Annotated in this window: 22 protein-coding genes; 18 read left to right on the top strand and 4 right to left on the bottom strand. The window is 65.0% G+C overall.

Annotated features, from left to right (window positions below; all coding sequences use genetic code 11):
* Positions 1–14 precede the first annotated feature (14 nt).
* The 14 genes from atpB to ACXI0U_RS23550 all read left to right on the top strand — a co-directional run bounded on the left by atpB (position 15) and on the right by ACXI0U_RS23550 (position 13,598).
* Entirely contained in the window at positions 15–884 is an 870-nt protein-coding gene (gene atpB / locus ACXI0U_RS23615) for a F0F1 ATP synthase subunit A (RefSeq protein ID WP_431483028.1), read from the top strand.
* 190 nt (positions 885–1,074) lie between these two features.
* Positions 1,075–1,332 carry a F0F1 ATP synthase subunit C gene (gene atpE / locus ACXI0U_RS23610; protein WP_003457994.1) on the top strand — a complete coding sequence of 86 codons (258 nt, stop codon included), beginning with the start codon at positions 1,075–1,077 and terminating at the stop codon, positions 1,330–1,332.
* 48 nt (positions 1,333–1,380) lie between these two features.
* The gene (locus ACXI0U_RS23605) at positions 1,381–1,851 is read left to right on the top strand and encodes a F0F1 ATP synthase subunit B (RefSeq protein WP_021217147.1); all 471 of its coding nucleotides are present in this window, start codon (positions 1,381–1,383) and stop codon (positions 1,849–1,851) included.
* A gap of 12 nt (positions 1,852–1,863) precedes the next feature.
* The gene (locus ACXI0U_RS23600) at positions 1,864–2,400 is read left to right on the top strand and encodes a F0F1 ATP synthase subunit delta (RefSeq protein WP_021217148.1); all 537 of its coding nucleotides are present in this window, start codon (positions 1,864–1,866) and stop codon (positions 2,398–2,400) included.
* Positions 2,401–2,421: 21 nt separating this feature from the next.
* Complete coding sequence (gene atpA, locus ACXI0U_RS23595) at positions 2,422–3,966, top strand: F0F1 ATP synthase subunit alpha (protein WP_021217149.1); 1,545 nt, start codon at positions 2,422–2,424, stop codon at positions 3,964–3,966.
* Positions 3,967–4,016: 50 nt separating this feature from the next.
* On the top strand, positions 4,017–4,877 hold the full coding sequence (gene atpG / locus ACXI0U_RS23590) for a F0F1 ATP synthase subunit gamma (protein WP_021217150.1): 861 nt from the start codon (positions 4,017–4,019) through the stop codon (positions 4,875–4,877).
* 30 nt (positions 4,878–4,907) lie between these two features.
* Positions 4,908–6,284 (top strand): F0F1 ATP synthase subunit beta, encoded by a 1,377-nt coding sequence (atpD, locus tag ACXI0U_RS23585; protein WP_021217151.1) that lies wholly within the window; start codon positions 4,908–4,910, stop codon positions 6,282–6,284.
* Positions 6,285–6,327: 43 nt separating this feature from the next.
* Entirely contained in the window at positions 6,328–6,753 is a 426-nt protein-coding gene (locus ACXI0U_RS23580) for a F0F1 ATP synthase subunit epsilon (protein WP_021217152.1), read from the top strand.
* A gap of 99 nt (positions 6,754–6,852) precedes the next feature.
* Positions 6,853–8,217, top strand: a complete 1,365-nt coding sequence (gene glmU / locus ACXI0U_RS23575; RefSeq protein WP_374979424.1) for a bifunctional UDP-N-acetylglucosamine diphosphorylase/glucosamine-1-phosphate N-acetyltransferase GlmU — start codon at positions 6,853–6,855, stop codon at positions 8,215–8,217.
* A gap of 116 nt (positions 8,218–8,333) precedes the next feature.
* Positions 8,334–9,104 (top strand): DeoR/GlpR family DNA-binding transcription regulator, encoded by a 771-nt coding sequence (locus tag ACXI0U_RS23570; RefSeq protein ID WP_374979423.1) that lies wholly within the window; start codon positions 8,334–8,336, stop codon positions 9,102–9,104.
* Between the two features lie 11 nt (positions 9,105–9,115).
* Entirely contained in the window at positions 9,116–10,948 is a 1,833-nt protein-coding gene (gene glmS / locus ACXI0U_RS23565; protein WP_431483027.1) for a glutamine--fructose-6-phosphate transaminase (isomerizing), read from the top strand.
* 222 nt (positions 10,949–11,170) lie between these two features.
* Positions 11,171–11,956, top strand: a complete 786-nt coding sequence (locus ACXI0U_RS23560) for a DUF1190 domain-containing protein (protein WP_316924270.1) — start codon at positions 11,171–11,173, stop codon at positions 11,954–11,956.
* A 6-nt stretch (positions 11,957–11,962) separates the two neighbouring features.
* The gene (locus ACXI0U_RS23555) at positions 11,963–12,823 is read left to right on the top strand and encodes a hypothetical protein (RefSeq protein WP_236233398.1); all 861 of its coding nucleotides are present in this window, start codon (positions 11,963–11,965) and stop codon (positions 12,821–12,823) included.
* Positions 12,813–13,598 (top strand): hypothetical protein, encoded by a 786-nt coding sequence (locus tag ACXI0U_RS23550; RefSeq protein WP_431483024.1) that lies wholly within the window; start codon positions 12,813–12,815, stop codon positions 13,596–13,598. Before ACXI0U_RS23555 ends, ACXI0U_RS23550 begins: the two co-directional genes overlap by 11 nt.
* Here the strand turns inward: ACXI0U_RS23550 and ACXI0U_RS23545 are convergent.
* Positions 13,566–14,729: a glutathionylspermidine synthase family protein gene (locus tag ACXI0U_RS23545; RefSeq protein WP_111259212.1), complete on the bottom strand. Its 1,164-nt coding sequence runs from the start codon at positions 14,727–14,729 to the stop codon at positions 13,566–13,568. The genes ACXI0U_RS23550 and ACXI0U_RS23545 overlap by 33 nt on opposite strands.
* A 222-nt stretch (positions 14,730–14,951) precedes the next feature.
* Positions 14,952–15,842, bottom strand: coding sequence for a GTP cyclohydrolase FolE2 (folE2, locus tag ACXI0U_RS23540; protein ID WP_431483023.1), 891 nt, complete (start codon positions 15,840–15,842; stop codon positions 14,952–14,954).
* A gap of 75 nt (positions 15,843–15,917) precedes the next feature.
* Here folE2 and dksA point away from each other — a divergent pair, with 75 nt between their 5' ends.
* Genes dksA through ACXI0U_RS23525 form a run of 3 tightly spaced genes read left to right on the top strand, consistent with a single transcriptional unit; the run spans position 15,918 to position 18,233 of the window.
* Entirely contained in the window at positions 15,918–16,334 is a 417-nt protein-coding gene (dksA, locus tag ACXI0U_RS23535) for an RNA polymerase-binding protein DksA (RefSeq protein ID WP_111259210.1), read from the top strand.
* Between the two features lie 49 nt (positions 16,335–16,383).
* Entirely contained in the window at positions 16,384–17,589 is a 1,206-nt protein-coding gene (zigA, locus tag ACXI0U_RS23530; RefSeq protein WP_431483022.1) for a zinc metallochaperone GTPase ZigA, read from the top strand.
* Positions 17,589–18,233 (top strand): DUF1826 domain-containing protein, encoded by a 645-nt coding sequence (locus ACXI0U_RS23525; protein ID WP_236207651.1) that lies wholly within the window; start codon positions 17,589–17,591, stop codon positions 18,231–18,233. Before zigA ends, ACXI0U_RS23525 begins: the two co-directional genes overlap by 1 nt.
* 121 nt (positions 18,234–18,354) lie before the next feature.
* Here the strand turns inward: ACXI0U_RS23525 and ACXI0U_RS23520 are convergent, their stop codons facing one another.
* Positions 18,355–18,741 (bottom strand): NADH:ubiquinone oxidoreductase, encoded by a 387-nt coding sequence (locus ACXI0U_RS23520; RefSeq protein ID WP_111259207.1) that lies wholly within the window; start codon positions 18,739–18,741, stop codon positions 18,355–18,357.
* A gap of 82 nt (positions 18,742–18,823) precedes the next feature.
* Here ACXI0U_RS23520 and ACXI0U_RS23515 point away from each other — a divergent pair, with 82 nt between their 5' ends.
* Positions 18,824–19,789: a CobW family GTP-binding protein gene (locus ACXI0U_RS23515; RefSeq protein WP_431483021.1), complete on the top strand. Its 966-nt coding sequence runs from the start codon at positions 18,824–18,826 to the stop codon at positions 19,787–19,789.
* Between the two features lie 532 nt (positions 19,790–20,321).
* On the opposite strand, the gene ACXI0U_RS23510 is transcribed toward ACXI0U_RS23515, so the two are convergent.
* The gene (locus tag ACXI0U_RS23510; RefSeq protein WP_021217435.1) at positions 20,322–21,629 is read right to left on the bottom strand and encodes an MFS transporter; all 1,308 of its coding nucleotides are present in this window, start codon (positions 21,627–21,629) and stop codon (positions 20,322–20,324) included.
* Positions 21,630–22,029: the final 400 nt, after the last annotated feature.

The following is a 22,029-nucleotide window of genomic DNA, read 5'->3' as shown; positions in this document are numbered from 1 at the left end:
CGTTTGAGGCAAACATGGCAGAGCAAACCGCTTCGGGCTATATCCAGCACCACCTGCAAAACCTGACTTTCGGTAAACTGCCGTCCGGCGAATGGGGCTTCGCCCACACCGCCGAGCAAGCCAAGGAAATGGGCTTCTGGGCTTTCCACGTGGACACCCTGGGCTGGTCCATCGCCGTAGGCCTGTTGTTCGTGATCCTGTTCCGCATGGCGGCCCGCAAAGCCACCTCCGGCATCCCCGGTGGCCTGCAGAACCTGGTCGAAGTCATGGTCGACTTCGTCGACGGCAGCGTGAAGGACACCTTCCACGGCCGTAACCCGCTGATCGCCCCCCTGGCACTGACCATCTTCGTCTGGATCTTCCTGATGAACGCCATCGACCTGATTCCGGTCGACTGGATTCCGGTCCTGGCGGCGAAGATCACCGGTAACGAGCACCTGTTCTTCCGTGCCGTACCGACCACCGACCCGAACGCCACCCTGGGCATGGCCCTGTCGGTGTTCGCGCTGATCATCTTCTACAGCATCAAGGTCAAGGGCATCGGCGGCTTCGTCGGCGAGCTGACCCTGCACCCCTTCGGCAGCAAGAACATCTTCGTTCAGATCCTGCTGATCCCGGTGAACTTCCTGCTCGAGTTCGTGACCCTGGTGGCCAAGCCGATCTCCCTGGCCCTGCGTCTGTTCGGCAACATGTACGCCGGCGAGCTGGTGTTCATCCTGATCGCCGTGATGTTCGGCGCCGGCATGATCCTGCTCAGCGGCCTGGGTATCGCACTGCAGTGGGCGTGGGCTGTGTTCCACATCCTGATCATCACCCTGCAGGCCTTCATCTTCATGATGCTGACCATCGTCTACCTGTCGATGGCGCACGAAGACAACCATTAAGAACGCAGCTCGTCCCTGATGTCCTTCTCCCTCGGGAGAAGGCGCCCGAAGGGCGGATGAGGGATGAGGTTCGAGATGGTCCCGCGCCAACCAGCGCGGGAACGCCCGAAAGGGCAGCTGGAAAGAAGACGATTTCGTTTTACCGCTTCACTTAAACCTTAACCAACACGACATAAAGTCGGGAGGAAAAATGGAAACTGTAGTAGGTCTCACTGCGATCGCCGTAGCTCTGCTGATTGGCCTGGGTGCCCTGGGTACCGCTATCGGCTTCGGTCTGCTGGGTGGCAAGTTCCTGGAAGGCGCTGCTCGCCAGCCGGAAATGGTCCCGATGCTGCAGGTCAAAATGTTCATCGTCGCCGGCCTGCTGGACGCCGTGACCATGATCGGCGTTGGTATCGCTCTGTTCTTCACCTTCGCTAACCCGTTCATTGCTCAGGTAGCCCAATAATCCTCTTTCTAGAGGATTGGACTGACAACGAACGAGCGAGGTGTTGGCGTGAACATTAATGCAACCCTGATCGGCCAGTCCGTCGCGTTCTTCATTTTTGTACTGTTCTGCATGAAGTTCGTGTGGCCTCCGGTCATCACGGCACTGCGCGACCGTCAGAAGAAGATTGCCGACGGCCTGGACGCTGCCAACCGCGCGGCTCGTGACCTGGAGCTGGCCCACGAAAAAGTGGCCCAGCAACTGCGCGAAGCCAAGACTCAGGCAGCTGAAATCATCGAGCAAGCCAAGAAACGCGGTACCCAGATCGTCGACGAAGCTCGCGATCAGGCCCGTGTAGAAGGCGAGCGCCTCAAGGCGCAGGCTCAGGCCGAGATCGAACAGGAACTGAACAGCGTCAAAGACGCGCTGCGCGCCCAACTGGGTAGCCTGGCCGTCGGCGGTGCCGAGAAGATCCTGGGTGCCACTATCGATCAAAACGCGCACGCGGAGCTGGTTAACAAACTGGCCGCCGAAATCTAAGCGAGGGCGATCATGGCAGAACTGACCACGCTGGCCCGACCTTACGCCAAGGCTGCTTTCGAGTACGCCCAGGCCCATCAGCAGCTGGCCGCCTGGTCGGCCATGCTAGGCCTGGCCGCTGCGGTGTCCCAGGACACCACCATGCAGCAGGTGCTCAAAGCCCCGCGTCTGACGAGCGAAGAAAAAGCCAACACCTTTGTCGAGGTGGTTGGTGAGAAGTTCGATGCATCGGTAAGCAATTTCATCCACGTGCTCTCCGAGAACAGCCGCCTCGTGCTGCTGCCGGAAATCGCCGAACTGTTCGAGCTGTACAAGGCCGAGCAGGAGAAGTCGATCGACGTGGAAGTCACCAGTGCCTTTGCATTGAACACAGAACAGCAAGACAAACTCGCCAAGGTTCTCAGCGCACGGCTCAGCCGGGAAGTGCGCCTGCACGCCGCGGAGGATGCCAGCCTGATAGGCGGCGTCGTCATCCGTGCCGGCGACCTGGTTATCGATGGCTCGGTTCGCGGCAAGCTCGCGAAACTGGCCGAAGCGTTGAAATCCTGAGTTTGAAGGGGCAGCAGAGCAATGCAGCAACTCAATCCGTCCGAAATTAGTGAAATCATCAAGGGGCGCATCGAGAAACTCGACGTGTCCTCCCAAGCCCGTAACGAAGGCACCATCGTCAGCGTATCCGACGGTATCGTGCGTATTCACGGTCTGGCCGACGCGATGTACGGCGAGATGATCGAGTTCCCCGGTGGCGTCTATGGTATGGCGCTGAACCTGGAACAAGACTCCGTGGGTGCCGTGGTACTGGGTAGCTACCTGACCCTCGCCGAAGGCATGAGCGCCAAGTGCACCGGCCGCATCCTGGAAGTACCGGTTGGTCCGGAACTGCTGGGTCGCGTGGTCGATGCCCTGGGCAACCCGATCGACGGCAAAGGCCCTCTGAACAACGTCGCTACCGACGCTGTCGAGAAGGTTGCGCCGGGCGTGATCTGGCGTAAGTCGGTCGACCAGCCGGTACAGACCGGTTACAAGTCCGTCGACGCCATGATCCCGGTAGGCCGTGGCCAGCGCGAGCTGATCATCGGTGACCGTCAGATCGGCAAGACCGCCCTCGCGGTCGACGCCATCATCAACCAGAAGAACAGCGGCATCCGCTGCGTCTACGTTGCCATCGGTCAGAAGCAATCGACCATCGCCAACGTCGTGCGCAAGCTGGAAGAGAACGGCGCCCTGGCCAACACCATCGTGGTGGCTGCCTCGGCTTCCGAATCTGCTGCGCTGCAGTTCATCGCACCGTACGCCGGCTGCACCATGGGCGAGTACTTCCGCGACCGCGGCGAAGACGCGCTGATCGTTTATGACGATCTGTCCAAGCAAGCCGTTGCCTACCGCCAGATCTCCCTGCTGCTGCGCCGCCCGCCGGGCCGCGAAGCCTACCCGGGCGACGTGTTCTATCTCCACAGCCGTCTGCTGGAGCGCGCTTCCCGCGTTTCCGAAGAGTACGTCGAGAAGTTCACCAATGGCGCCGTGACTGGCAAGACCGGTTCCCTGACCGCTCTGCCGATCATCGAAACCCAGGCCGGTGACGTTTCCGCGTTCGTTCCGACCAACGTGATCTCCATCACCGACGGTCAGATCTTCCTGGAATCCGCCATGTTCAACTCGGGTATCCGTCCGGCCGTCAACGCCGGTATCTCGGTATCCCGCGTAGGTGGTGCAGCCCAGACCAAGATCGTCAAGAAGCTGTCCGGTGGCATCCGTACCGCCCTGGCCCAGTACCGTGAACTGGCGGCTTTCGCCCAGTTCGCCTCTGACCTGGACGAAGCGACCCGCAAGCAGCTGGAACACGGTCAACGCGTTACCGAGCTGATGAAGCAGAAGCAGTACGCGCCCATGTCGATCGCTGACATGTCGCTGAGCCTGTACGCGGCCGAACGTGGCTTCCTGCAGGACGTCGAAGTCGCCAAAGTCGGCGCCTTCGAGCAGGCCCTGATTGCCTACTTCAACCGGGATCACGCCGCTCTGCTGGCGAAGATCAACGAGAAGGGTGACTTCAACGACGAAATCGACGCTGGCCTCAAAGCCGGTATCGAGAAGTTCAAAGCCACCCAAACCTGGTAAGCCGCAGCGGGCGTCGCAAGACGCCCGCTTGCTAACCCGATAGGTGTCAAATGGCAGGCGCAAAAGAGATTCGCAGCAAGATTGCGAGCATCAAAAGCACGCAAAAGATCACCAGCGCCATGGAAAAGGTGGCCGTCAGCAAGATGCGCAGGGCTCAAATGCGCATGGCTGCCAGCCGTCCCTATGCGGAGCGTATCCGTCAGGTGATTGGTCATCTGGCCAACGCCAACCCGGAATACCGCCACCCGTTCATGATCGAGCGCGAAATCAAGCGCGTCGGTTATGTCGTGGTGAGCAGTGACCGTGGTCTGTGCGGTGGCTTGAACACCAACCTGTTCAAGGCCCTGGTCAAGGACATGTCGGCGAACCGCGAGAAGGGCGTGGAGATCGATCTCTGCGTGATCGGCAGCAAGGGTGCGGCATTCTTCCGCAACTTCGGCGGCAACGTCGTCGCAGCCATCAGCCAACTCGGCGAAGAGCCTTCGATCAACGACCTGATCGGCAGCGTCAAGGTGATGCTGGATGCCTACCTGGAAGGTCGTATCGACCGTCTCTCGGTAGTCTCCAACAAGTTCATCAACACCATGACCCAGAAGCCCACCGTGGAGCAGTTGGTTCCGCTGGTGGCAGATGCCGACCAGGATCTCAAGCACCACTGGGACTATCTCTACGAACCCGACGCCAAAGAGCTGCTGGACGGCCTGATGGTGCGCTACGTGGAGTCGCAGGTGTACCAGGCGGTCGTCGAGAACAACGCAGCCGAACAAGCGGCGCGGATGATCGCGATGAAGAACGCCACTGACAACGCCGGTGACCTGATCAGCGAACTTCAGCTGGTCTACAACAAGGCCCGTCAGGCTGCGATCACCCAAGAGATCTCGGAAATCGTCGGCGGCGCTGCCGCGGTTTAAGAACGGTTCAAATATTCAGAGGACCAAATGATGAGTAGCGGACGTATCGTTCAAATCATCGGCGCCGTCATCGACGTGGAATTCCCGCGTGACCAGGTGCCGAACGTCTACGAGGCGCTGAAAGTTCAAGGCGCTGAAACCACCCTCGAAGTTCAGCAGCAGCTGGGCGACGGCGTGGTACGTACCATTGCGATGGGTTCGACCGAAGGCCTGAAACGTGGCCTGGACGTCGCCAGCACTGGCAAGGCCATCTCCGTACCGGTGGGCAAAGCGACCCTCGGCCGGATCATGGACGTGCTGGGCAACCCGATCGACGAAGCCGGCCCCATTGGCGAAGAAGAGCAGTGGGAAATCCACCGCGCTGCTCCGTCCTATGCCGAGCAGGCTGGCTCCAACGAGCTGCTGGAAACCGGTATCAAGGTAATTGACCTGGTTTGCCCGTTCGCCAAGGGCGGCAAGGTCGGTCTGTTCGGTGGCGCCGGTGTCGGCAAGACCGTAAACATGATGGAACTGATCCGTAACATCGCCATCGAGCACAGCGGTTATTCCGTGTTCGCCGGTGTGGGTGAGCGTACCCGTGAGGGTAACGATTTCTACCACGAGATGAAGGACTCCAACGTTCTGGACAAAGTGGCCCTGGTATACGGCCAGATGAACGAGCCGCCGGGCAACCGTCTGCGCGTTGCACTGACCGGCCTGACCATGGCCGAGAAGTTCCGTGACGAAGGCCGTGACGTTCTGCTGTTCGTGGACAACATCTACCGCTACACCCTGGCCGGTACCGAAGTGTCCGCGCTGCTGGGTCGTATGCCGTCCGCGGTGGGTTACCAGCCGACCCTGGCTGAGGAAATGGGCGTTCTGCAAGAGCGCATCACCTCTACCAAGACCGGTTCGATCACTTCGATCCAGGCCGTATACGTTCCTGCGGACGACCTGACCGACCCGTCCCCGGCGACCACCTTCGCCCACCTGGACGCCACCGTCGTTCTGTCCCGTGACATCGCGTCCCTGGGTATCTACCCGGCCGTGGACCCGCTGGACTCCACCTCTCGCCAGCTCGACCCGCTGGTGATCGGTCAGGACCACTACGACACCGCTCGCGGCGTCCAGTACGTTCTGCAGCGTTACAAGGAACTGAAGGACATCATCGCGATCCTGGGTATGGACGAACTGTCCGAAGCGGACAAGCAGCTCGTATCCCGCGCTCGTAAGATCCAGCGCTTCCTGTCCCAGCCGTTCTTCGTGGCTGAAGTATTCACCGGTTCGCCCGGCAAGTACGTCTCCCTGAAGGACACCATCGCTGGCTTCAAAGGCATCCTCAACGGCGACTACGATCACCTGCCCGAGCAGGCGTTCTACATGGTCGGCGGCATCGAAGAAGCCATCGAGAAAGCGAAGAAACTGTAACCCCCTGGGCGCCCGGCGACGGGCGCTTACGTGAGGCAAGCGTATGGCTATTACTGTCCATTGCGATATCGTCAGCGCCGAAGCGGAGATCTTCTCCGGTCTGGTGGAGATGGTGATTGCGCACGGCAACCTCGGCGATCTGGGTATCGCGCCGGGTCACGCCCCGCTGATCACCGACCTCAAGCCGGGCCCGATCCGCTTGGTGAAGCAGGGTGGCGAGGAGGAGGTGTACTACATCTCCGGTGGTTTCCTCGAGGTGCAGCCGAACATGGTGAAGGTCCTGGCCGACACCGTTCTGCGCGCCGGCGACCTGGACGAAGCTGCTGCTCAGGAGTCCCTGCGGGCTGCTGAGAAGGCTCTGAACGAGAAGGGCGCGGAGTTCGATTACTCCTCCGCCGCTGCTCGCCTGGCCGAGGCTGCTGCCCAGCTGCGCACCGTCCAGCAGATCCGCAAGAAGTTCGGCGGCTAACCCCGCGCTCTTCATCGCAAGCGAGTAAAAGGGTAGCCTTGGCTACCCTTTTTCTTTTCCGGCAGTGCCGGTTATCCACAGGCTCGGAAGCTCCCCTCCATGTCACTCGATATCGTCATCCTCGCCGCTGGCCAGGGCACCCGCATGCGTTCGGCCCTGCCCAAGGTCCTCCACCCCATCGCCGGCAAGGCCATGCTCGGCCACGTCATCGACAGCGCGCGCAAGCTGCAGCCCCAGGGCATCCACGTGGTGATCGGCCATGGCGCCGACACGGTGAAGGAACGACTGGCAGCGGGTGACCTCGGTTTCGTGATCCAGGCCGAGCAACTGGGGACCGGCCACGCCGTCGCCCAGGCCCTGCCGCAGCTCAGCGCCGAACGCGTGCTGATCCTCTACGGCGACGTGCCGCTGATCGAAGTGGAGACCCTGGAGCGTCTGCTGCAGAAGGTCGGCCCCGAGCAACTGGCGCTGCTCACCGTCGAGCTGGACGACCCCACCGGCTACGGCCGCATCGTGCGTGACCAGCAAGGCGTGGTGAAGGCCATTGTCGAGCACAAGGACGCCAGCCCCGAGCAGCGTCTCATCCGTGAAGGCAACACCGGCATCCTCGCCGTGCCGGGCAAGCGCCTGGCCGACTGGCTGGGCCGCCTCTCCAACAACAACGCCCAGGGCGAGTACTACCTCACCGACGTCATCGCCATGGCCGTGGCCGATGGCCTGGTGGTCGCCACCGAGCAGCCCCAGGACGCCATGGAAGTGCAGGGCGCCAACGACCGCATCCAGCTTTCCGAGCTCGAGCGCCACTACCAGAAACGCGCCGCCCGCCGTCTCATGGCCCAGGGCGTCACCCTGCTGGACCCGGCGCGCTTCGACCTGCGCGGCGAGGCCTCCGTCGGCCGCGACGTGCTCATCGACGTCAACGTGATCCTCGAAGGTCGTGTGGTCATCGAAGACAACGTGCAGATCGGCCCCAACTGCGTGATCAAGGACAGCACCCTGCGCCGTGGCGCCATCGTCAAGGCCAACAGCCACCTGGATGGCGCCGAAGTGGGTGAGGGCGCCGATTGCGGCCCGTTCGCCCGCTTGCGTCCGGGCGCTGTACTGAGCGCCAAGGCCCATGTGGGTAACTTCGTCGAGATCAAGAACGCCGTCCTCGGCGAGGGCGCCAAGGCCGGCCACCTCAGCTACCTGGGGGATGCCGAGATCGGTGCGCGCACCAACATCGGTGCCGGCACCATCACCTGCAACTACGACGGCGCCAACAAATTCCGCACCGTCATGGGCGAAGACGTCTTCATCGGCTCCAACAGCGCCCTGGTCGCCCCGGTGACCCTGGGCGACGGCGCCACCACCGGTGCCGGCTCCACCATCACCCAGGACGTACCGGCCCACGCCCTGGCGGTCGGCCGTGCCAAGCAGCGCAACATCGAAGGCTGGAAACGCCCGGTGAAGCTGAAGCAATAAGCCTGTGGATAACTGCAAAAGGCGGCCTGTGCCGCCTTTTGTCGTTTTCGGTCTTGACGCAAAAGCTTCGTTGAGTTTTGATTCGCACACTTTTTCTTTCGAATCGAAACTTAAGCATGTCGAAGCGCAATACGCCGCAACGTCGCCACGCCATCCTCGCCCTGCTGGCCGAGCAGGGCGAAGTCAGTGTCGACGCGCTCGCCAAGGGTTTCGCCACCTCGGAAGTCACCATCCGCAAGGACCTCGCCGCTCTCGAGACCAACGGCCTGCTGCTGCGCCGCTACGGCGGCGCCGTGCCGGTGCCCCAGGAGTTCATGGTCGAGGCCAGCCAGCCGGTCTCCCGCTACAAGCAGGCCATCGCCCGGGCCGCCGCTGATCGCATCCGCGAACATGCGCGGATCATCGTCGACAGCGGCAGCACCACCGCCGCTCTGATCCCCGAGCTGGGCCACCGCCCCGGCCTGGTGGTGATGACCAACTCGCTGAACGTCGCTACCGCCCTGCGCGACCTGGAACAGGAACCCGTGCTGCTGATGACCGGCGGCACCTGGGACCCGCACTCCGAGTCCTTCCAGGGCCAGGTGGCCGAGCAGGTCCTGCGCTCCTACGACTTCGACCAGCTGTTCATCGGTGCCGACGGCATCGACCTGGCCCGTGGCACCACCACCTTCAACGAACTGCTGGGCCTGTCCCGCGTCATGGCCGAGGTCGCCCGCGAGGTGATCGTCATGGTCGAGGCCGACAAGGTCGGGCGGCGCATCCCCAACCTGGAGCTGCCCTGGAGCAGCGTCCATACCCTGATCACCGACGAGCGCCTGCCCCAGGACGCTCGCCAACAGATAGAGGCGCGGGGCATCACCCTGGTCTGCGCGCCTGTGGATAACTGAGGAGAAAACTTATGTGTGGCATCGTCGGCGCAGTGGCTGAACGGAATATCACCGCCATCCTCGTGGAAGGCCTCAAGCGTCTCGAATACCGCGGTTACGACAGCGCCGGCGTCGCCGTGCTGGACAACGAAGGCGTGCTCCAGCGCCGCCGCCGCGTCGGCAAGGTCAGCGAGCTGGAACAGGCCCTGGCCGAGCAGCCCCTGGCCGGCCGCCTGGGCATCGCGCACACCCGCTGGGCCACCCACGGTGCGCCCACCGAGCACAACGCCCACCCGCACTTCTCCGGCGACCTGGCCCTGGTGCACAACGGCATCATCGAGAACCACGAAGCGCTGCGCGCCCAGCTCAAGGGCCAGGGCTACGTGTTCACCTCCGACACCGACACCGAAGTCATCGTCCACCTGCTGCACCACACCCTGGGCGAGGCCGGTGATCTTGCCGCCGCCCTCAAGGCCGTAGTCCCGCAGCTACACGGCGCCTACGGCCTGGCGGTGATCAACCGTGCCCAGCCCGACCGCCTGCTCGCCGCCCGCAGCGGCAGTCCCCTGGTCATCGGCCTCGGCCTGGGCGAGAACTTCCTCGCCTCCGACCAGTTGGCCCTGCGCCAGGTGACCGACCGCTTCATGTACCTGGAGGAGGGCGACATCGCCGAAATCCGCCGCGACAGCGTCCAGGTCTGGGACCTGCAGGGCAACGCCGTGCAACGCGAGGCCGTGCAGTACCACGAAGGCGCCGAGGCCGCCGACAAGGGCGAGTACCGCCACTTCATGCTCAAGGAAATCCACGAGCAGCCCAAGGTCGTGCAACGCACCCTCGAAGGCCGCCTGGGTACCGACCATGTGCTGGTCCAGGCCTTCGGCCCGCAGGCCGCCGAACTGTTCGCCAAGGTGCGCAACGTGCAGATCGTGGCCTGCGGCACCAGCTACCACGCCGGCATGGTCGCCCGTTACTGGCTGGAAGACCTGGCCGGCATCCCCTGCCAGGTGGAAGTGGCCAGCGAGTTCCGCTACCGCAAGGTCGTGGTGCAGCCCGACACCCTGTTCGTCACCATCTCCCAGTCCGGCGAGACCGCCGACACCCTGGCCGCCCTGCGCAATGCCAACGCGTTGGGCTACCTCGCCAGCCTGGCCATCTGCAACGTCGGCACCAGCTCCCTGGTGCGTGAGTCCGACCTCACCTTGCTGACCCTCGCCGGCCCCGAGATCGGCGTCGCCTCCACCAAGGCCTTCACCACCCAACTGGTCGCCCTGCTGCTGCTCACCCTCAGCCTCGGCCAGGTGCGCGGCACCCTGGCCAAGGCCGAGGAAGCGCGCCTGGTGGAAGCCCTGCGCCGCCTGCCGACCCACCTGGGCGAAGCCCTGGCCATGGACAAGACCGTGGAAAAGGTCGCCGAGCTGTTCGCCGAGAAGCACCACACCCTGTTCCTCGGCCGTGGCGCCCAGTACCCGGTGGCCATGGAAGGGGCGCTCAAGCTCAAGGAGATCTCTTACATCCACGCCGAGGCCTACCCGGCCGGCGAGCTCAAGCACGGCCCCCTGGCCCTGGTGGATGCGGACATGCCGGTGGTCACCGTCGCGCCCAACAACGAGCTGGTGGAAAAGCTCAAATCCAACCTGCAGGAAGTGCGCGCCCGTGGCGGCCAACTGGTGGTCTTCGCCGACCGCGAAGCCGGCATCGACAACGGCGAGGGCACCCACGTGGTGGCCATGCCGCACATCCTCGACGCCCTGGCACCGATCCTTTACACCCTGCCGTTGCAGTTGCTGTCCTACTACGTCGCCGTGCTCAAGGGCACCGACGTCGACCAGCCGCGCAACCTGGCCAAGTCCGTCACTGTGGAGTGACGGGCGGCCCGCAAGGCGTCAGCGGCGGGTTTCCGGCCGCGGGTGCCTTGGCGGGGCGAGGCACGCACCTCGGTTTCCCAGGGGCGGGCAAGCCGATCGGAACGCCCTGTGCCTTGGGCGGTGCACACCCTTCGGGACTGGATCACATCCTGTTCGAAGGCGGTTGACCCGAGGGAGGCGTCACTTTCTAATCCGCAGCTCAATCTTGAACATGGACCGTTTATGTCTTCCGGCGACGCCGCCTCGGCCCCTGCTGCCGCCTCTTCCGCCCCTGTACCTGCCTCCGTCCGCCGGCAGAAGCGCGCCGGCTTGCTCACCCTCAGCCTCATGGGCGCCACTCCCCTCGTCCTGCTGGCCTGGGACCCGATGTACCGTGACGTGCGGGTCTTCGACAGCCTGGCGGTCTGCGAACAGGGCACCACCCTGACCGCCGAGCAATGCCTGCGGCTGCGCGACGAGGCGTTCCGTCGCACCGTCCTTATGGCGCCGGTCTACACCAGCTTCCTGGCCTGTGAGCGCGACTTCATTCGCATCAATGCCGACTGCAAGGTTGGCGAGTGGTGCGAGGCCGACGCCGTGCAGAGCTGCACACAGGGCGACGATGGCCTGGCCCGCCCCCAGCCGGTGGCGTTCCTGGTCAGCGATGCCCTGGTCAGGCGCCTGCGCAGTGGTGAACCGGAGGATTGGAGCGAGGTCGGCCTCGATGAACTGCAGCCGGTCTTCGGCATGAGCGAAGACACCCTCTATGGCAGCGGCAGTAGCACCAGTGGCCATTACGGTGGCTACTACGGCGGTGGCGGCCGCAACCTGCACCTGTTCACCAGCCAGGGCCAATACCTGGGGGATGAGCGCACCCGCCAGGCCAGCGTGCATCGCAGCCAGTTGCAGGCGTCCGGTTATGCCCAGCAGTTCCAGAGCGGGCAATTGCCGACGCGCCTTCAGGGCGTTGCCAGTCGCGGCGGGTTCGGCTCGACGGCCCGCAGCAGCCTGGCCATGGCCAGCGGGTAACCGATCATGTGGATACGGATTGGCCTAGTGCTTGGTTGTCTCTTCGGCAACTCGATTGCCCAGGCAGCAGGCCTGGATAGCAGCATTGGCGAGGCCGATGCACGTCTCGAGGAACTGCGCCGGCTCATCGCCGAAAAGCCCGACCGGCTGCGGGTGCGCCTGCCGAACAGTCGCGAATGGCAGAGCCTGGAGTCCCTCGGTCTTGCCCCTACCTGCCGGGCGCCCGTGCTGGTGCGTCTTGCGGCCCCTTTGCGGGCGTTTACGCAGTGCGGCGGCATAGAGGTGACCGAGGAAGGCGTGAGGTGGATGACGACCTCGATCTTCTGGACCCATGACCGTACCTGGGAGCATGGGCGGATGCTGCACATGCAGGTCAGGAGTTTCGCCCGTCAGGGCAGACCCACCGATGACGTCGACCTGCGCGCCGAGTCGCCACTGGTCAAGGCCCTGGTGGACGCCAGGCCGCTCGAACTGGAAAAGCTCGCCGAGCTCTGGGCGACCCTGCGGCAGCAACCGTTGCCGGCCCGACCGGATGGCCAGTGGGGGGCCAGCGAGTCCTGGCCCACCGGCCTGCTGGCGTTGCATACCGATGGGCGGATCAAGCTGGCCGGCTCGAACCTGGCGGGCTTGCATGCCTGGCAGGCCTGGTGGGCGAGCCAGCCTCGGACCGATAACGTCGCTGCCCTGGTGGGGGTCGACCTGCAGCTGGGAGGCAAGTCCCCGGCCTTGCAGTTGGGCGAGTTCACGCTGGGCCAGACGCCCTTTGCGGTGGTGGTGTTGCCGGCTGACCAGCAGCCCCGCGATGAGCCTGCGCTGTGGCGTGATGACAGTTGGCAATTGCTGATGGTGCGCACCGATGGCAAATGAATACCTGAAAGCAACCCTGGTGACCGAAAATGGCGGCCCGCTCGACGTGTCGGAGCCTCGCATCGTGCGCGTCGACCCGGCCAGCGGCAGTGCCATGCTGATCGGCGCCACCCATGGGTTGACCCTGATGCTGGGCTGTATGACGCCGCTGGTGATCGGCCTGATGTTCGCCGCGCAGCTGGCCTGTGACCTGCCGCCCTGGCCCGTGGGCAACTACGAGCTGACGTCGCTGGCCTGGACCGTCCTCTGGTTGGCTTTCCTGGGCTACAGCCTGTGTTGCGGCAGCTACATGGAGACCTACCTGTTCAACCCGCAGCAGCGGCGGCTGTGGCACCTGAACAGTGGCGAGGTGCTCGACCTGAAGGCACTGGCCGAGCTGGCACGCGCCCGCCAGAAGCCAGCAGATGCCGCCGTGACCGACGCGTCACCGCAGGAGCGCCTGTTGCCCATGGCCGCCGAGCAACTGCTGGGGATCAACTGGCAACGGCTGCAAAAGCTTCAGCCCTACAGACCCAGCCCATTGCGCGCCTACTTGCGCAGTTTCTGGCCCGTGGACGCCTGGTGGATCGCGGGGGTAACGGTAGGCACCTGCCTGCTGGTCATCCTGCTGGTCGTTGGCTCGCTCGCCGGCCTGCTCCTCGCTGTAATGGCGCTGGCTGCCGCCTGGCTGGCCAGCGCCCTGGCCGGTTTCTGCCTGCAGCATCAGGCACCGAGGCGGGCCGAGGCCCTGCTGCGCGGGCGTTCAATCGAGGATGTAGTGCGGAACGAAGCGTGAGCTGTCCTGGGTGATGGCGCTGCGGTCCTCGCGAATGCCCATGCCCACGGGCCGGCCGCCGACCAGCCAGCTGCCGATGATGGGGTGCTCCCCGCCCATGCAGGGCGGCGGGCACCAGCTCTGCAGAATCGCCGGCCCCTGCTCGTAGGGGCCGGGCGTCGCCAGCTCCACACCGCCCTCGCTTTCCACCTGGATGTTCGCCCCCTCGCGGGAGAAGAACGGCTTGCGCACCCAGCGCGGGCCCAGCAGGGCCGCATCCGGCTCATCGGCGAAGCAGGCCGGGATCAGGTTGGGGTGGCCGCGATGACGCTGCCAGAGCAGCGGCAAGATCGCCTTGTTCGACAGCAGGGTCTTCCAGGCGGGCTCGATGAAGCGCGTCCGGCTGTGGGCCAGGTGGTGGGCGAAGTCCTCCTCCAGCAGCCACTCCCAGGGGTAGAGCTTGAACAGCTGGATGATCGGCTGGTCGTGCAGGTCGACGAAGCCCTTGCCGGGTACGTGGCCGATGTCGTCGATGTACAGCAGATGGGGCAGCAGGCCAGCCTGGTTGGCACAGTCGGCCAGGTAGGTGACGGTGCCCTCGTCCTCGATGTGGTCGCGGCAGCAGGCCAGGTGGAAGGGCTCACCCGCCAGGCCAATGCGCTGCAGGCGCTCGACCAGCGCATCTTGGATGAGGTTGAACTGATCGGCCCGCTCCGGCAGCACGCCACGTTCGCGGCACTGCTCCAGCCATACCCACTGGAAGAAGGCCGCCTCGTAGAGGCCGGTCGGGGTATCGGCGTTGTACTCGTAGAAACGCGCCGGGCCCTGGCCGTCGTAGGTCAGGTCCATGCGCCCGTACAGCGCCGGCTCGCGTGTACGCCAGCTGTCGCGGATCAGCGTCCAGTGCGCCTCGGGCACCGCCATGCGCCGCAACAGGGCTTCGCTCTCCACAGCATCTTCCACCAGGGCCAGGCACATGGCCTCCAGCTCGGCGCTGGGTGCCTCGATGTCGTCCTCGATCTGCTGCAGGCTGAAGCGGTAGCAGACGCTTTCATCCCAGTAGGGTTCGCCGCCGATGGAGTGGAAGTGGAAGCCGAGTGCCGCAGCTTGTTCGCACCAGTCGTGGCGCGGCGTGATGGGGTGCCTATGCATGGAACGTCCGTGTACCGCCAGGAAAATGGAGCGCCATTCTAGCGGCCAGCCAGGGCCTTGGTTGTTGATGGAGGCAGCAACCCGGTGAGGCATCCTTGTCGGCGTGCCTGCCGCAGGCTTCACCGCCGAGCTCGCCAGCGTCGGATGACCCGCAAATGGGGCGCTCATTGGGATGTCAGTCGGATGGCGTCGCGAGGCCAGGCGCCGGGCGGGGAAGGGGGCTCAGGTCCAGAGCCAGTGGATTTCCGCCACTGCGTCGTGGGCGTGCAGGCTTTCCTCGTGCTCCACGCGGACCTTGAACGCGGCCAGGCCCGGTAGCGCCCGCAGGGGCTCGGCCAGGCGCCGCGCGGCGTCCTCGCAGAACATCAGGTTGTGGCCATTGGCCAGCGCGAATGCCTGCTCGTCGGCACGCTTCACGGCTGTCTGCAGGGCCGTGCCCAGGGCGGCTTCGCAGCGGTCCACCAGCTCGATCCAGCCCGGCGCCCGCAACGGGTCCGCTGGGCGCAGCCAAAGCCGCGCCTTGCTGCGCTGGCTGTGGGGAGTGGCGGGCATGGCGGCTTCGCTGCCCAGCCATTCATGCAGTGCTTCCCAGGTGGGTGCTTGCCCGGCGAAACGTTCACTGAAGGCGCGCTGGGCCATCTGCCGTGACAGCGCCGCCGAGCACGGGCAGGTGGAGGAGTAGCCCAGTTCCAGCATGAGTTCCACGTGAAACCCCCTTGGATCGAGGCTGAGCGCGATTTCGAAGGGGTAGGCCTTGTGCCCCGACAGTGGGCTGACCAGTGCCGCGCGCCTGAGCAACAGCTCGCCCGCCACCCGTAGATGCGCGGAGAGGGAGAGATTCTGGTGGCTGTCGAGGAAGCCCTGCAGCAGCGCCTGCAGGGCCGGGAGGGTCAGTTCCTCGCCGGCCAGGGCTTCCAGCGCCAGGTACAGCCGTGACATGTGGATGCCGCGTACGCCCGGGGTGTCGAGGCTGACACTGGCCTCCACTCGCGCTTGCACGGCTTGCCCGGCCACCTGCAATGGGAGACGGATGCCGGCCATACCGACGCGGTCCAGCGGTGCGAGGGTCGCGTGGGTCTGGCTGGCCACGTCGGGTAGGGAGAGGTCGTTCATCGTCGGGCTCAGCTTGCGGAGAAAGTGATATGTTATGTTATAACGCTTGAAAATCAAGCCGCCCTTGCCAAAGCCATGCACCTCATCACCAGCGAAGACGACCTGCTCAGCCAACCGGCCGAGCAGTACATGGACGACGCCCAGCAAGCTTTCTTCCAGCGCCTGCTGGAGGCCCAGCGGGACGATCTGCGCACGCGTGTCGACAACGAAATGATCGAGCTGCGGGAGATCGAGCCCGCCAGCGACGACGTCGACGTGGCCTCCCTAGAAGAACAGCGCCAGTGGCAACTGCGGCGCCTGGAGCGGGAAAAGAAGCTGCTGGACAAGATCGACAGCGCCCTGGGCCGCCTGGCCCGTGGCGAGTACGGCTGGTGCCGGGAGACCGGCGAGCCCATTGGCCTGCGCCGCCTGCTGCTGCGGCCTACCGCCGAGCTGTGCATCGAGGCCAAGGAGCGCCAGGAACAACGCGAGCGCCACCGGCGCGACGCCTGATATCCCCAGAGCGGCCGCCCGAGCCGCCCAGCCTGAACCGGAGAATCCCATGACCGCCCGACTCCCCGTCACCCTGCTTTCCGGCTTCCTCGGCGCCGGCAAGAGCACCCTGCTCAACCACGTGCTGAAGAACCGCGAGAACCTGCGCGTCGCCGTGATCGTCAACGACATGAGCGAAATCAACATCGATGCCAGCGAAGTACAGCGCGACGTCAGCCTCAACCGCGCCGAAGAACGCCTGGTGGAGATGAGCAACGGCTGCATCTGCTGCACCCTGCGCGAGGACCTTCTGGAAGAAGTCAGTCGCCTGGCCGGCGAAGGGCGCTTCGACTACCTGCTGATCGAGTCCACCGGCATCTCCGAACCGCTGCCGGTGGCAGAGACCTTCACCTTCCGTGACGAGCAGGGCCAGAGCCTGTCCGACCTGGCGCGGCTGGATACGCTGGTCACCGTGGTCGACGGCGTGAACTTCCTGCGCGACTTCCACGAGGCGCAAAGCCTGGCCAGCCGTGGCGAGACATTGGGCGAGGAGGACGAGCGCTCCATCACCGACCTGCTGATCGAACAGGTGGAGTTCGCCGACGTCATCCTCATCAGCAAGATCGACCTGATCAGCCAGGCCGAGCGCGAGGAGCTCACGGCCATCCTCGCGCGCCTCAATACCCAGGCCGAGATCCTGCCCATGAGCATGGGCCGGGTGCCGCTGGAGAAGATCCTCGACACCGGCCGCTTCGACTTCGACCGCGCCGCCGAGGCGCCGGGCTGGCTCAAGGAACTGCGCGGCGAGCACGTGCCGGAAACCGAGGCCTACGGCATCGCCTCCACAGCCTACCGGGCGCGGCGGCCCTTCCACCCCGAGCGCTTCCACGCATTCCTCAATCGTGAATGGACCAACGGCCGGCTGCTGCGCTCCAAGGGCTTCTTCTGGCTGGCCAGCGCCTGGCGTGAGGCGGGCAGCTGGTCCCAGGCCGGCGGCCTGATGCGTTACGGGCATGCCGGGCGCTGGTGGCGCTTCGTGCCGCGCGAGCAGTGGCCCACCGACGAAGATGGCCTGCTCGCGGTGATGAAGCATTGGGACACGGAGGTGGGCGATTGCCGCCAGGAGCTGGTGTTCATCGGCCAGGGCATCGACTTCGAGCGCCTGCATGCCGAACTGGACGCCTGCCTGCTGGATGCTGCAGAGATGGCCGTGGGGGTCGAGGGCTGGGCGCACCTGCCCGACCCCTTCGGCGGCCTGGTCGGGGAGGCGGCGTGATGGAAGCCCTGGCCCTGCGCCCGCCGCCCCGGGTGGCGATCAGCGACAACCTGGCGGTATTGGGCGAAGCACTGCGTGATGAGGTCAACCTCGCCGTGTGGGAGCGCCGCCTGCCCTTGCACATCACCGACTACGCCCAGTGCCTGCTGGGGCTCGAGGAGCCGCTTAGCGAGTCCCTGACCCTGGAGCTGGCGGACCCCGAGGCCCCCCTCGACCTGGGCAGCCTGGCCCGACGCTTCGCCGACATCGACGGGCATGCCGCCTTCCTCGCCGACGTGGCCTGGCTGGTGCGTGCCTTCGCCTGCCTGCTGGATGCCCGCCGCATCGGCCTGCGCCTGCGTCGCCTGGACCGCGCCATGTGCCCGCGCTATCACGTCGACCATGTACCGCTACGGCTGATCACCACCTATGCCGGTGTGGGCAGCCACTGGCTGCAGGAAGGGCAGATGCCACGCAGCCGCCTGGGCGACCCCGCCGCCGAGCCGACGGCCGTGCCGGCCGGGCAGACCCTGGCGCCGGGTCATGTGGCGTTGTTCAAGGGCGAGAAGTGGCTGGGCAACGAGGGGCGAGGGGTTATCCACAGGTCGCCCGAGGTCATGCCGGGGGATGCGCGCCTGCTACTGACTCTGGACTGGCTGGCTTGACCGGCATGAAACGGGCGAAGCCATCGCGAAGCTTGGGCCGCGCAAAAAAAGGGCCACCCGAAGGCGGCCCTGTATCACCGAGGCCCTACCGGCTGTGCCGGTACGGGCGAGGTACCCAAGGCTATTGGACACCCTGGCTGTTACCGGCTGATGACGACGGGCTTTCCCAGGTGCCCTGGCTCTGCCCCTCGCAGAAGGGCTTCAGATAGCGCGCGTCGGTGGCCACGCCGTAATAGTGGATGTCCTGGCGGTAGGCGATGTTGCTCACCTGGGCGTTGCTGCACACGCCGAAGGCGCCGGCCGGGCACTGGTCGGCGTAGCTCACCTCCACCTTCTGCCCGGGCATCTGCGGCTTGCAGAAGCCGTCGCGGAACAGCTGCGGCGGGATGCTGCGGTTCTGCTGGCAGACCTTCACATCGAGCTTGTCGCTCTGGCTGTGGACGATGCAGGCCTCGGCCAGCGCATCGGCGGACAGGACCAGCAGCAAGGGCAGTAGGCAGAGACGCATGAATGCAGGACCTCGGGAAAATAATGGGCGCGACTCTAGCACGAGGCTTTATTCCGAACCCGTGACGCAGCACCATAGCGCGATGCTTGCCCATATCCCCACCCACCTGGTGGCCGGCCCCCTCGGCGCCGGCAAGACCAGCCTCATCCGCCACCTCCTGGCGCAGCGCCCGAACGACGAGCGCTGGGCGGTGCTGATCAACGAATTCGGCCTGGTCGGCCTGGATGCCGCGCTGCTGGAGACCGGCGACGACGGCATCGCCCTGGCCGAGGTGGCCGGTGGCTGCCTGTGCTGCGTCAACGGCGCGCCCTTCCAGGTCGGCCTCGGCCGCCTGCTGCGCAAGGCGCGGCCGGACCGGCTGTTCATCGAGCCCTCCGGCCTCGGCCACCCCGCCGAGCTGCTGCGCCAGCTGCGCGAGCCGCCTTGGGAAGGCGTGTTGGCCCTGCAGCCGAGCCTGCTGGTGCTGGACGCCGCTGCCCTGGTCCGCGGCGATGCCCTGCCCGACAGCCAGCGCGACGCCCTCGAGGGCGCTGGCCTGCTGGTGCTGAACAAGGCCGATAACCTCGATGCCGATAGCCGCCAGCGAGTGGCCGAGCAACTGCCCCGGTTGCCACTGAGCTGGACGGTGCAGGGCCGCCTGTCCCTGGCCGAGCTGCCGGGGCTCGATGCCAAGGCCGGCGCAGCTGTGGATAACCCGGCCTTGCCCACTGGTCAGGCGGCTCCGCCCGCGCTGTGGATAAACCCCGGGCAGCCCATCATCCAGGCACAAGGTGCGGCGGATGGCTGGACCATCGGCTGGCGCTGGCACCCCTCCCAGACCTTCGAGCCGATGCGTGTGCAGCTGTGGCTGGCGAGCCTCGGCTGGCGCCGCGCCAAGCTGGTTATCCACAGCAACGCCGGCTGGCTCTCCGGCAACGCCCTGGACGGCGCACCCCTCCACTGGCAGAGCAGCGAATGGCGCAAGGACTCGCGGCTGGAGCTGATCTTCTCCACGCCCCAGGACGAGGACGCGCTCAAGGCTGGATTCGAAGCCTGTCGGCTGACTTGAGCCGGTGTTGATTCAGTGTCTGGCTGATTATCGAGTTCTGCTGAAGGTTCCTGTTTCGCCTTGCCGGGCGAGTCTCTTTCTTCAGTCGTCGGGATGCCGAACCACAAGAAAGAAACCAAAGAGGCTTGCCCCATCATCCGGCCCGACTGCGTCGGGTTCCCTCACTCCATCGCCGTTACTCGCTACGCTCGCCCTTCGGGCCGCACTGAAGTGCGTTCGCCGTAAGCGTCGTCTGGGGGCCGGCGCGATGGGCCATCCATGGCCTGGCGCGCCTCTCGCGGCATCCATGCCGCTCGTCCCCCGGCGCAACGACTGCGTTCGGCCTCCTGGAGGGGCGTTGGCGGCTGCTCCAACTTTATCGCTAACTCTTCAGGATGCTGTGCGCTTCGGCATTCTCGATAACACGGGAAAAGCCAGACCGAAGGTCTCAAGACGTTATGGGGACACAAACGAAAACGGGCCCTCACGGGCCCGTCTTCGGGAATAAAACGGCTACGGATTAGCGCAGCCAGAGCCACGGGGGCTCAAGGGATCAATCGTCGTTCATCCGCGAGTGGGTGCGGGTGTCCTTCATGAACACGTACACCAGCAGCGAGCAGGCGATGCAGGCGGTCACGTACCAGTAGAAGCCGCTCTCCATGCCGATGCTCTTGAACCACAGCGCCACGTACTCGGCGGTGCCGCCGAAGATGGACACGGTCAGCGCGTAGGGCAGGCCCACGCCCAGGGCACGGATCTCGGTGGGGAACAGCTCGGCCTTCACCACGGCGTTGATCGAGGTGTAGCCGCTGACGATGATCAGCGCCGCCATGATCAGGAAGAACGCGCCCCACCAGGTATCGATGGTGTGCAGGGTGCTGAGGATCGGGTAGGTGAACAGGGTGCCCAGCACGCCAAAGGCGATCAGGATCGGACGGCGGCCGACCTTGTCCGAGAGCGCGCCCACCAGGGGCTGCAGCAGCATGAACAGGAACAGGGTGGCGGCCGAGATCATGGTCGAGTCGTTCTTGCTCATGCCGACCGTGTTGACCAGGTATTTCTGCATGTAGGTGGTGTAGGTGTAGAAGGCCAGGGTGCCGCCCATGGTCAGGCCGATCACGGTGAACACTTCCTTGGGGTGGCGCATCAGGGTGCGCAGCAGGCTTTCCTTCGGCTTGTCCTTCTTCTTGGTGAAGGACTCGGTCTCTTCCATGCCGCGACGCAGGAACATCGCGACTACCGCGCACAGGGCGCCGATGAAGAAGGGCACGCGCCAGCCCCAGCTTTCCAGCTGCTCGGTGGTGAGGGTCTGCTGGAGGATGATCAGCACCGCCAGGGCGATGAGCTGGCCGGAGATCAGGGTCACGTACTGGAAGCTGGAGAAGAAGCCGCGACGCTCCTTGGTCGCCATCTCCGACAGGTAGGTGGCCGAGGTGCCGTATTCGCCACCGACCGACAGGCCCTGCAGCAGGCGGGCGACCACCAGCAGGATGGGCGCGGCGATGCCGATGGTTTCATAGCTGGGGGTCAGCGCGATGATCAGCGAGCCGAAGCACATCAGCAGGACCGAGGCCAGCAGGGCGGCTTTGCGGCCCTTGCGGTCGGCGTAGATGCCCATCAGCCAGCCGCCGATCGGGCGCATCAGGAAGCCCACGGCGAAGATCGCGGCGGTGTTCAGGAGCTGGGCGGTCAGGTCGCCCTGGGGGAAGAAGGCCTTGGCGAAGTACAGCGAGAAGGCGGCGTAGACGTACCAGTCGTACCACTCGACCAGGTTGCCCACCGAGCCGCTGAAAATGGATTTGATGCGTTGCGAGGTGGTGCGGGGTGCTGCTGAGGCAGTCAGGGTGCTGGTGCTTTCCATCGTGTTTCCTCGAGTCATAGTTGTTGTTGTAGGCACGGCTCTCGCCGCGCTTGGGGTGCGGGCACATAGCAGGAGCTGTGCCAGCGCCGCAAAGCGCCGGAATAGAAGGCTCGGAGGGATTTCACAGGGCATTTGTGCGCGGATTGGCGCCTATCGCGAAGGGGCCATAAGCGGGATTCCGCCTATCCATTGATGGCCAGGTAGGGGCGAATTGATTCGCCAAGCGGTGCGCAGCGCCGCCGACTCAACCGAACTATCCACAACGACTTTTCTGGGCGAATGAAATCGCCCCTGCATTGCCCACAATTACTGTGGAACCAACTGTTGGCGGGCTGTGGATAGATCGCTTAGGCCCAGTCACAGCGCTGCTTTCAAGCTTGTGCTCAGATATTGACCAGTG

Source organism: Pseudomonas sp. C9D1 (genome assembly GCF_056491235.1).
This window is presented reverse-complemented; position numbering and strand designations above follow the sequence as displayed.